Annotated in this window: 1 protein-coding gene; it reads left to right on the top strand. The window is 36.8% G+C overall.

Going from position 1 to position 1,659, the window contains the following annotated elements; genetic code table 11:
• Positions 1 to 49 precede the first annotated feature (49 nt).
• Positions 50 to 1,564, top strand: a complete 1,515-nt coding sequence (locus tag WKT09_RS13590) for an IS3 family transposase (RefSeq protein ID WP_340416547.1) — start codon at positions 50 to 52, stop codon at positions 1,562 to 1,564.
• The last annotated feature ends 95 nt before the right edge of the window (positions 1,565 to 1,659 follow it).

Here is a 1,659-nt window from a genome sequence, read left to right as displayed (position 1 = left end):
TTGGGCATGCGGACAAAATCTTAGACCAATATTGGTCAGGAGGAAAACAATGTTTGCCTATGAGGAAAAATTAAAAGCGATAAAACTATACTTTAAATATGAATCTTATGCTGCCGCAATAAATGAATTAGGATATCCTTCACGCGGAGCGCTTATACAGTGGGTAAAAGAGTACAAAGATAATGGTGATGTTAGAAACAAATTTACACGACGCCCAAAATATACAGATAAAGAACAACATGCAGCGGTCAATCACTATTTAGAATTTGGGAAGTGCTATTCTCGTACGTGTCGTATGTTAGGGTATCCTAGTCGCGAGTTATTAAGACAATGGGTAAAAGATTTAGCACCTGAGTCTCGTAAATTCAAAAGAAATGGGTTAAAATTAACTTCAAATGAAAAAGAAGCCGCTGTTCTATCCTTACTAACGCGCGGTGAAACGTCTGCACAGGATATTGCTGATAATATTGGTGTTAGCCGGGAATCGCTTTATAACTTTAAAGATCAGTTGCTCGGCAAAGGGGTGCCCATTAAAAAAATGAATAAAACTAAACATACAGACGTTAATAAGCTCCAAGATCAAGTCAAGCAACTACAAGAAGAGGTAGAATATCTTCAAATGCAAAAGGATATATTGGAAAAAGCGGGAGAAATTATAAAAAAAGATCAGGGCATCTATCTGGAAACACTCACAAATAAAGAAAAAACAATCCTGATTGATGCCCTCCGTCCAAAGTATAGTTTATCCCAACTACTTTCAATCGTAAAAATTCCTAAAAGTAGTTACTGTTATCACAAGAAACAATTTGCTTTGCCCGATAAACATAAAAATGTACGCACAAAAATTATTAATATATTTGAAAAAAATAAACGTCGATACGGCTATCGCCGAATTCATGCAACACTAAAAAATATCGGGATTACTATATCGGAAAAGGTTGTCCGACGAATTATGAGGGAAGAGAAACTTGTCGCGAAAACGATTCAAATGAGAAAATACAATTCATATCATGGCGAAATAACGCCAGCTGTGCCTAACATTCTCGAAAGAGATTTTAAAGCTAATCAACCGAGTGAAAAATGGGTGACAGATATTACAGAATTTAATATTCCCGCAGGGAAAGTATATTTATCCCCAATGGTCGATTGTTTTGATGGTGCAGTTGTGAGTTGGACAATTAGCACGTCCCCCAATGCGAAACTCGTAAATACTATGCTTGACCAAGCGATAAGTGTGCTACCAAAAGATGCACACCCTATTATACACACAGATCGGGGTGCTCATTATCGTTGGCCAGGATGGATTGAACGCATGAATGATAATCATCTCACACGCTCAATGTCTAAAAAAGGTTGTTCACCAGATAACGCTGCCTGTGAAGGTTTCTTTGGACGACTTAAAAATGAATTCTTCTACGGTGAGTCTTGGTTAAATGTATCTATAGATGAATTCATTGTGCTTTTGAACGAGTATCTTGAATGGTATAATACCGAGAGAGTAAAACTATCTTTAGGTGGCCTCAGTATTATTAAGTATCGAGAGTCTTTGAAGCTTATAGCGTAATTCCATATACACAAGATTAAAATATCGAGTTTGACTTAACTAGCTTAAAGTGAAAATCTCAATTATAAGTGGTCCAAGAAAACATCCGCACCTCC

The sequence above is a fragment of the Pseudogracilibacillus sp. ICA-222130 genome (genome assembly GCF_037892545.1).
Lineage (GTDB): Bacteria > Bacillota > Bacilli > Bacillales > Amphibacillaceae > Pseudogracilibacillus.
Note: the sequence above shows the minus strand (reverse complement) of the source record. Positions and strands in the feature narration are given on the sequence as shown.

Bases quoted from the DNA above. Each gene is read 5' to 3' on its own strand.
- WKT09_RS13590 (WP_340416547.1), top strand. From the start codon at position 50: ATGTTTGCCTATGAGGAAAAATTAAAAGCGATAAAACTATACTTTAAA.